This is a genomic window from Streptomyces sp. NPDC058662 (genome assembly GCF_042716255.1).
GTDB lineage: Bacteria > Actinomycetota > Actinomycetes > Streptomycetales > Streptomycetaceae > Streptomyces.
In genome coordinates, this window is sequence record NZ_JBHXRU010000017.1 from 1 (window position 1) to 8590 (window position 8590).

Consider the following 8590-nt stretch of genomic DNA (forward strand, 5'->3'; position numbering starts at 1 on the left):
CCCCTGACCCCGGCTGCCCGGCCCACACGCCTGGCCCGCGCGCGCCTGACCCCGCCCGCGCCCGGCCCGCCCGCGCCCGGCCCGCCCGCGCCCGGCCTTCGCCCCTGCCCCGACCGTGCCCGCCCCCGCCCCGCCCGCCCCCGCCTCGCCCGGCCCGCCCGCGCCCGGCCCGGGCGTCCGGCCCGGAGGGCCATCGGTGTCGGGGGCGCGGCTTGACGGCGTCCGCCGATCGGGCGTAAACCGGGGGGACTCAGGCGCGGCGCCCGGTGAGGGGTCGCGCGCGAGTGGCAGGGTGCGAGCAGGCCGGGGTGATGGTCACCTGGTCCGATCATCGTCCCGTCCGGCGAGCAGCGAAGGTCTTCCATGCGACTGCGCAAAGCCCTTGCCCTCACGGCCGCTCTCTCCGCCGCGCTGGTCGTCAGCTCCGCGCCCACCGCCGCCGCGGACATCGGTACCGGCGGCGGGGCCCGCCCCGCGCCCGCGCTGCCCTCCCGCGTGAAGGCCACCTGCGGGGACGGGAAGAGCTCCGCCTTCCCCATCGGGGCCCGCATCCGCGGCGGCCCGGCCGTGTACCGCACCGGCGGTGACCCGCAGACCTGGTACCTCGACCTCACCAACACCACGCGTTCGCGGTGCACGGACATCCACCCCGTCGTCGTCCTCACCGACACGGCCCGCGCCCTGCGCCCCGCCCACCTGCGCATGGAGTTCGAGGCCCCCGGCGGCACGCTCCCCGCCGGCCTGGAGCACACCGACCGCGACGAGATCATCGCCGTCTTCGACGGCGGCGACGCCTTCCCGGGCTTCACCGTCGGGGCGGGCGGCACCCTGACGGTCAAGGTCGGCCTCGCGTTCGCCCCCGACGCCCCCACCGGCGAGGTCGTCGCGGACGCCGCCATCGTGCAGCGCCGGGCGGACGACGGGGACTGGGTCGGCGAGGCCGGGGGCTACCGGTTCACCGTCGAGGGCCCGCAGGACCCCGTCGAGGCCGGCTCCCTCGCCCACACCGGCCCGCGCACCTGGACGTACGGCGCCGCCGGGGCCGCGCTCGCCCTCGCCGCCGGCGGCGGCCTGCTCCTCGGCGCCCGCCGCCTGCGCGCCCCCGCCCGCTGACGCCCTCCCCCTGACCCCGTCCGACTTCGGCCCTCGCCCGCGCGGTGGTCCGCCGGTGCCCGTACGCGCGGCGGTCCGCCCGGTCCCGCGTACGTGCCGGGCGGTCGCCACTGACCCCGTACGGGCCCGGTCGTCGCCCGCGCGGTGGCCGGTGTCCCGTATGCGCGTGGCGGTCCGCCCGGTCCCCCCGTACGCGCCCGGCGGTCGCCCGCGTCCTGGACTCGCTGTTCGTGGTGCCCGGAGCCGCCGTCCGTGGCCGTCGGCCCGGCCGTGGTTGTCGCCTTGAGTCGGCCCCGCTGCTGCTCAACGGCATCGGCTCCACCGTCGTCCCGGCCCACACGGTCCTCGTGACGGCCCTCGCCCCACCAGTCCGTCGCGGCGGCGATCGTACGGCTGGACCCGGCGTACGAGCAGGCCGCCGCCTCCCTGCGAGTCCGGCCGGCGTACGCGTACGTGCTGTGGCCGGTCCGGCCGCCCCTGTCCGAGAAGGTCCGAGAAGGTCGGCGGCGCGGACAGGGGCCGCCGGCGGAAGGTGGACCCCGGTCGGCAACAAACGGCCCCCACCGCCTGGGCGGAGCCCCTGGGCCCCGGGTTCGAGGGCGGGCTCCCGCACTCCATCCCGCGTCGCGGCGACGGCACCGACGTCACACCCACCGACGCAGGCACCAACCTCGCCGCCCACCTCGACGCGTGGAAGTCGGCGACAGGAAGCTGACCGGTAACGTCCTGGCCACCCGCGCCCGGCACCTTGACCCTTGCCCGGAGGGCCGCCCCGGACGAAGCCGAAGGGGCGCGCCCGGACCGGGGAACCGCACCCCCCGGTCCGGACCGAGGCGCCCCGCGGCCCCCTGACCGTCGGCCGCCGCGCCGCGCACCACCCGCACCGATCCGCCGCGTCGTCCCCACGAACACCGAACACTCCCGGAGGAGTACGTGCCCACCGCTGTCCCGCACGGACGCACCCTCGCCGCGGCGGCCACCGCCGCCGCCCTGCTCGCCACCGCCCTCGGCGCGCACACCGCCACCGCCGGGGAGGCCGCCGCCACCACGGACAAGGTCCTCGTCATCGGCATCGACGGCGCGGTCCTCGACCGCGTCAAGGCCGCCAACGCCCCGCACCTGAACGGCCTGATGGCCCAGGGCCTCACCGCTCGCAGCACCCTCTACGCGAACCCGATGGCCGTGACCTCCTCCGGCCCCGGCTGGTCGACCATCGCCACCGGCGTCTGGCCCGACAAGCACGGAGTGAAGGACAACTCCTTCAACGGCAAGAACTACACCGCGTACCCCGACTTCCTGACGCGCGTCGAGAACGCCCAGCCGGAGCTCAACACGTACGCCGCCGCCGACTGGGAGCCCATCACCTCCACCGACCAAAACGGCCCGATCTTTTCGGCCAAGGTCGACAAGCGGCTCTCCCTCAAGGGCGACCGCGACGGCTACGGCAGGGAGGACCCGAAGATCGCCGCCGCTGCCGCCGCCGAACTGCGCGACCAGAACCCGGACGCGGCGTTCGTCTACCTCGGTGAGATCGACGCCGCGGGCCACTCCTACGGCGCCGCCAGCCAGCAGTACCTCGACGCCGTCGCCCGCGTCGACGTGCTCATCGGCCGGCTGCTGACCGCCGTCCAGAGCCGCCCGACCTACGCCCAGGAGAACTGGAAGATCCTGGTCTCCACCGACCACGGCCACACCAGCGGCGGCGGCCACGGCGGTTCCAGCATCGCGGAGCGCGGCACCTTCGTCCTCGCCAAGGGCGCCGGGATCCCGGCCGGTTCGGTCCGCGACGACGTCCGGCTGGTCGACGTGGCCGCGACCGCGCTCGCGCACGTCGGTGTCAGCGCCGCCGGCCTCGACGGCGTCCCGCTGCACACCCCGGACTCCGACCCCTTCGACACCCTGCGCCCCAACCTGCGGGCCCGCGTGGACGAGACGGGCATCCCGGCGGGGGTGAAGGGCTTCACGCACACCCCGCCGGCGGGCTGGGCCGTCGACAACTCGGCGATGGGGACGGGCGGTGTCACCGAATGGGCGGGCTGGGCGTTCGCCACCGACGAGTTCTGGAGCCAGTCGCAGCGCGACCAGTGGCGCGAGTTGAACGTCCGCTCCCGTGACGTCTTCGCGGTCGCCGACTCCGACGAGTGGGACGACAAGAGCCACACGGGCACCTTCGACTCCACCCTGGTCACCCCCAAGTGGCCGGTCGCGGGCGGCACGACGCGGAGCCTGACCTACCGGACGCACTACCGCCAGGAGGCCGGGCAGAGCGCCCAGGTCCTCGTCTCCTACAACGGCGGCACACCGGCCGTGGTGAAGAACTACACCGCCGACGCCGTCGCGAAGAGCGAGACGGTCACCCTCCAGGTCCCGGCCGGGGCCACCGACGTGCAGGTCCGGTTCCGCTACCGCGGCGACAACAACTGGTACTGGACCGTCGACGACGTCCGCCTGGCCTGACCCCGCCCGTCCGGGCTGTGGACGCCCTCCGCGTCCGCGGCCCGGCCCGGCTAGGGTGGTACAGACCAGAGACCCCCGAGGTCAGAGGCCCCGCAGAGCGGAGAACAAACCCGTGGCAGAGCGCAAGCCGATCGAATCCTGGCTCACCGACATGGACGGGGTCCTCATCCACGAGGGCACCCCGATCCCGGGGGCCGACGCCTTCATCAAGCGGCTGCGCGAGTCCGGCAAGCCCTTCCTCGTGCTGACCAACAACTCCATCTACACCCCGCGCGACCTCCAGGCCCGGCTCAGCCGGATGGGCCTCGACGTCCCCGTCGAGAACATCTGGACCTCCGCGTTGGCCACCGCCAAGTTCCTCGACGACCAGCGCCCGGGCGGCACGGCGTACGTGATCGGCGAGGCGGGCCTGACCACGGCCCTGCACGACATCGGCTACATCCTGACCGACCACGAGCCCGACTACGTGGTCCTGGGCGAGACCCGCACCTACAGCTTCGAGGCGATGACGAAGGCGGTCCGGCTGATCAACGCGGGGGCGCGCTTCATCTGCACCAACCCCGACGAGACCGGCCCCTCCACCGAGGGCCCGCTGCCGGCCACGGGCGCCGTCGCCGCACTGATCACCAAGGCCACCGGCAAGCAGCCGTACTTCGCCGGCAAGCCGAACCCGCTGATGATGCGGACCGGCCTGAACGCGATCGGAGCCCACTCGGAGACGAGCGCCATGATCGGCGACCGGATGGACACGGACGTGCTGGCCGGCCTGGAGGCGGGCATGCAGACCTTCCTGGTCCTCACCGGTCTGACCACGGCCCTCGACACCGAGAGGTTCCCGTACCGGCCGACGAAGACCGTCGACTCGATCGCGGACCTCGTCGACCTGGTCTGACGGGCCCGCCCGGCGGGCCGCCGCGCCGGGTGACCGTACCGTCGGGCGTCGGGCGTCGGGCGTCGGGCGTCGGGCGCCGAGTGTCGGGTGTCGGGTGGTTGGGCCGTAGGGCGCCGGGCGGTTGGGCCGTAGGGGCGTACCGGGTGGGCGTGGTACGGCTGACACGTACGGCTGACCCGTACGGCGCCGCTCCGGATGCGCAGGGGCGTACCGCGCGTGAATCTCCTAGTGAGGAGGTTCACCATGCGCAGTGTCCTGATCGCTCTCCGTGCCACCGGGGTGGCCGTCGCCCTGACGGCCCTGTCCGCCGTGACCGCGCCCACCGCCCTCGCGGGCGAGGAGGACCGCGGCAGGGTCACGGTCGACCCGAATCCGGCCCATCCCGGCGCGCAGGTCAAGCTCCGCGTCCACGGCTGCGGGGGCACCCGCGGCGCGGCGAAGTCCTCCGTCTTCGTGGCGGACGCCGATCTGTACGGCCGCGACGGCGGCCGCAGCCCGCTCCACGGCGACGCGATGGTCCGCTCGCACGCCTCACCCGGACGCCACTCCGTCCGGGTGTTCTGCGACGGCCACGAAAAGATCAGCGGCTCCATCGAGATCGCCCACTACCGGCCCTCCCACCACCCCTCGCCCGTCTGGCCCGTCCACGCGGGCGGCGGCGGCATGTCCGCGGAGATCACGGAGAAGTCCGAGCTGGCCGCCGCGGAGAGGAAGGACCAGGAGGGGGGCGGCCCGAGCCTCCCGCACACCGTGATCGGCGCCGTCCTGGCCGCCGCGGCGACGCTGGCCGTCGCGGGCCGGGCCCTGGCCCTGCGCCGCCGCCGCAGCGGCGGATGAGCGAGGCCAGGGCATCCGCGGGCGGCCGGATGCTGACCTTCGCCGCCTGGTCGCTGCTGGTGCTGGGCCTGTGGCTGTGGGGCCGCCAGATAACCGGCGTCCCGCTGTCGGTCACCGGCCAGGCGGGCGGTCCGGTGGGCCCGGGCCTGCCCGCGGCGCACGCCCCGCTGCCGGGCGCCTCGCCCCAGCGGGTCGACGTGCCCTCCATAGGCGTCCAGGCCCCGGTGATCTCCCGGGGCCTGGACAAGGACGGTGCGATCGACCCGCCCCCGTACGGCAGCCCGGGCACGGTGGGCTGGTGGGGCGCGGGCACCCAGCCGGGAGCCGCCGGGGCGGCGCTGATGGTGGGGCATGTGGACACCCGCTCCAAGCCGGCCGTGTTCTTCGGCCTGAGCTCGGCGCAGCCGGGCGACAAGGTCCGCGTGGTGCGGGCGGACGGCTCGGTCGCCGAGTTCACGATCGAGGACGTACGGGTCTACGAGCGCGCGGGCTTCGACCCCCACAAGGCGTACGGCCCGCGGGTGAAGGGCCGGGCGGAGCTGCGGCTGGTGACCTGCGGGGGCTCGTACGACAAAGCGTCCAAGGAGTACTCGGCGAACGTGGTGGTCTCCGCCTACCTGACGGGGACGGGATACCGCCCCGGGACGGCGGCGTAGGGCGACCGCGCGAGGAGAAGGCACCGCACGACGAAGAGGCCCCGCACAGCTTTCGCTGTGCGGGGCCTCTTTCGTCTGTGCGCCGCCAGGGACTCGAACCCCGGACCCGCTGATTAAGAGTCAGCTGCTCTAACCAACTGAGCTAGCGGCGCTTGGTGACAGGGAAAACTCTACCCCACCCCCGCCGGTGCTCGTGACCAGCCACGCCCACCTTGTCCGATTAACCCATGTTTGAGGTGTTTATCGTGCACGATATGTCTTGGCCGTGCCGGATCTGACGCCCCACCAGATGCGGTTCCGGCCGACCAGTGGACGAGCAGGGGAGTGGACGGAACCGCATGACGACGCAGCCGCCGACGCACGCGCAGATGCCGATGCCCGTTTTCGAGGAGTACGAGCCCGCGGGCGACTGCGCGTGCCAGGGCTGCGCCCGCCGTCGCCGCTCCCTGGCCCGCGCGCGGGCCATACCGCTCCGGGACGGAGGCCACCCGGCGGCGCGAGGAGCCCGCCGGGCGCTGGTCCTGGCGACCGCCGCCGGAGTGGTGCTCGGCGGGAGCGGCGGAGCGGCGGCCGCGGTGACCACCGCGCCGGCGGGGACGGTGGCGCTGGACGACCCCGGCACCCCCCAGGGCGGCCGGGCCCCGCTGCACGGGCCGAAGGGCGGCCCGGTCGGGAAGCCGGGGGCGCCGGCGGCGACGAAGCGGATCGACCGTACGACGATCATCAACCGGGCGAAGCTGTGGCTGGACGCGCAGGTCCCTTACAGCATGTCCGAGTACTGGACCGACGGCTACCGGCAGGACTGCTCGGGCTACGTCTCCATGGCCTGGAACCTCGGCACGAACGAGTGGACCGGCAGCCTCGACAAGTTCGCCACCCGCATCACGAAGGAGGCGCTGCTGCCGGGGGACATGCTGCTGTTCCACAACCCGGCCGACCCCAACAAGGGCTCGCACGTCGTGATCTTCGGCGGCTGGGTGGACGACACGCGGACGCACTACACCGCCTACGAGCAGACGCGCCCGACCACGCGGAAGCTGGCCACGCCGTACGCGTACTGGACCAACACGACGAAGTACCTGCCGTACCGCTTCAACGGGGTCACCGGCGGGGTCGTACCCGAGGCCCCCGGCGCGCAGCCGCTGCCGGCGGGCCCCCAGCCGGGGGACGCCAAGGCGTATCCGGGCGCGGCGAAGTTCGGCCCGGGCGCCACGAACGACTACGTGGCCCAGCTGGGCCGGATGCTGATCGACCGGGGCGGGTACCGCTTCTACCCGAAGGGGGCCAGCCGCACCTGGTCGGACGCCGACCGGCTGGCGACGCAGGCCTTCCAGCGCGCCCAGGGCTGGACGGGCGCGGACGCGGACGGCCTGCCCGGAGCGCACACCTGGCGCCTGCTCGTCGAGCGGCAGGGCAAGGACATCGCTCCGACGGTGGGCGCCGCGCCGGGGCCCGGAGGCGTACGGGCCTACCCGGGCGCGGCGGTGTTCCGGCCGGGGAAGGCGCACGAGGCCGTCACCGCCCTCGGCCGCCAACTGATCAAGAAGGGCTTCGGCAAGCACTACACATCCGGCCCGGGTCCCCGCTGGGGCGAGGCCGACCGCCGCAACGTCGAGGCCTTCCAGCGCGCCCAGGGCTGGCGCGGCGCCTCGGCCAACGGCTACCCGGGCCCGGAAACCTGGCGCCGGCTGTTCGCATGACGGAGGCAACGATGTACCCCACCCGCACCACCACGACCACGGGCACCCTCCACCTCCCGCCGCGCCCGGCCCGCACCGCCGCGGCGCCGCCGGCGGGCGCCCCCGGGGCCACCGCCCCGACGGCCCCGGTAACTCCGACCGCCCCGGCCGCCACGGTAACTCCGACCGCCCCGGCCGCGGCCACGTCGGCCACGTGGGCCACGCAGACCGGTCTGCCGGCGGGGCCGGCGACGCCGGCGGACCGCCCCGAACCGACTGAACCGACTGAACCGACTGAACCGACCGGGCGGCCCGCCCGGCCCGCCGAGGCCGCGGCGCGCGCCGTGGTTCCTGCCGCGGCCCGGTCGGAAGAGGACTCCGTCGGGCCGCCCGCGCCCGCGCCGGCACCCCGGACCGGGGAGGGCGAGCGCGTGCCCGTCGCGGCGCCCGCGGCGGCCCCGCAGCCTCCGGCGGGGGTGACCGCGCGGACGGCCCCGAGCGGCCACCCCGCCGAGCCGCCCCCCGCGTCCGTCGCCGCCCCCCGCGACCCGTACCTCCCCTTCGGCCACACCCGGGAGCACGCGAGGACCGCCCCCGCCCCGAGGCCCCACAGCACCGAGCCCACCCCCACCCACACGAGGGCCGACACCCCCGCGCCGGCGCCCGCCCGGACCACAACGGACCCGAGGCCCTACGAGGCCGCGCCAGCCCCCGCGTACACGACGGCCGGGGCGGACCGGGGCTTCGCCGAGTCGGCGCCCGTCGGGGCCACCACGGACCGGGGTTCCTACGAGGCCGCGCCCGCTCCTGCGTACGCGGTGGCCGGGGCGGACCGGGGCTTCGCCGAGTCGGCCCCCGCCCGGGCCACCACGGACCGGGGTTCCTACGAGGCCGCGCCCGCTCCTGCGTACGCGGTGGCCGGGGCGGACCGGGGCTTCGCCGAGTCGGCCCCCGCC

7 protein-coding genes, 1 tRNA gene and 1 pseudogene are annotated in these 8590 nt (G+C 75.3%); 8 read left to right on the forward strand and 1 reads right to left on the reverse strand.

All coding sequences use genetic code 11. The annotated features are described in order from the left end of the window. The first annotated feature begins 363 nt into the window (after positions 1–363). The 6 genes from ACFWUQ_RS09240 (at position 364) to ACFWUQ_RS09265 (ending at position 5955) form a co-directional block, all read left to right on the forward strand. A complete protein-coding gene (locus tag ACFWUQ_RS09240; RefSeq protein WP_384535051.1) occupies positions 364–1113 on the forward strand; it encodes a hypothetical protein in 750 nt (249 codons plus the stop codon). Positions 1114–1645: 532 nt separating this feature from the next. After that, positions 1646–1828 (forward strand): hypothetical protein, encoded by a 183-nt coding sequence (locus tag ACFWUQ_RS09245; RefSeq protein ID WP_384535053.1) that lies wholly within the window; start codon positions 1646–1648, stop codon positions 1826–1828. A gap of 218 nt (positions 1829–2046) precedes the next feature. Continuing rightward, positions 2047–3570: an alkaline phosphatase family protein gene (locus ACFWUQ_RS09250; protein ID WP_384535056.1), complete on the forward strand. Its 1524-nt coding sequence runs from the start codon at positions 2047–2049 to the stop codon at positions 3568–3570. Between the two features lie 112 nt (positions 3571–3682). Further along, positions 3683–4462: an HAD-IIA family hydrolase gene (locus tag ACFWUQ_RS09255; protein WP_384535059.1), complete on the forward strand. Its 780-nt coding sequence runs from the start codon at positions 3683–3685 to the stop codon at positions 4460–4462. A gap of 243 nt (positions 4463–4705) precedes the next feature. Next, entirely contained in the window at positions 4706–5299 is a 594-nt protein-coding gene (locus ACFWUQ_RS09260) for a hypothetical protein (RefSeq protein WP_384535061.1), read from the forward strand. Next, the gene (locus ACFWUQ_RS09265; RefSeq protein WP_384535064.1) at positions 5296–5955 is read left to right on the forward strand and encodes a class F sortase; all 660 of its coding nucleotides are present in this window, start codon (positions 5296–5298) and stop codon (positions 5953–5955) included. The genes ACFWUQ_RS09260 and ACFWUQ_RS09265 overlap by 4 nt, the downstream gene beginning before the upstream one ends. 78 nt (positions 5956–6033) lie before the next feature. Here the strand turns inward: ACFWUQ_RS09265 and ACFWUQ_RS09270 are convergent. Then, positions 6034–6107 (reverse strand) — tRNA-Lys (locus tag ACFWUQ_RS09270). 216 nt (positions 6108–6323) lie between these two features. Here ACFWUQ_RS09270 and ACFWUQ_RS09275 point away from each other — a divergent pair. After that, positions 6324–7655 carry a peptidoglycan-binding protein gene (locus ACFWUQ_RS09275; protein ID WP_384535207.1) on the forward strand — a complete coding sequence of 444 codons (1332 nt, stop codon included), beginning with the start codon at positions 6324–6326 and terminating at the stop codon, positions 7653–7655. Positions 7656–8065: 410 nt separating this feature from the next. Then, a pseudogene (locus tag ACFWUQ_RS09280) lies at positions 8066–8590 on the forward strand (hypothetical protein); the annotation flags it as partial.